Here is a 308-nt window from a genome sequence, read left to right on the forward strand (position 1 = left end):
CCAGATTATACAATAACACAAGCTGATGTCGATGCAGGCAACATTACCAACAATGTAACAGCTGAAGGTTTAGAACCGGATGGAACAACTACGGTTCAAGCTACTGATACTTATGTAATCGATGCTGGTAATCCTGATGTGACACTTTGTAGCGATTCTGGTATAGTTGTATTTAAATCAGCTTCTAGTTCGACTACTGGTTGTGTTGGTCCTGGTGACTTAGTAATTTATACGTTCAGAGTTATTAATAATGGACAAGTATCAATTAACACTATAACTATCACTGATGATTTGTTAGGTGGTGATAT

The 308-nt window shown here is 37.0% G+C and carries 1 protein-coding gene; it reads left to right on the forward strand.

The window, feature by feature from the left end; all coding sequences use genetic code 11:
• The coding region (locus Q0822_RS18240) for a hypothetical protein (protein ID WP_299126403.1) at nucleotides 1–308 on the forward strand (308 nt) is incomplete at both ends.

It is taken from the genome of uncultured Winogradskyella sp. (assembly GCF_947496485.1).
GTDB lineage: Bacteria > Bacteroidota > Bacteroidia > Flavobacteriales > Flavobacteriaceae > Winogradskyella.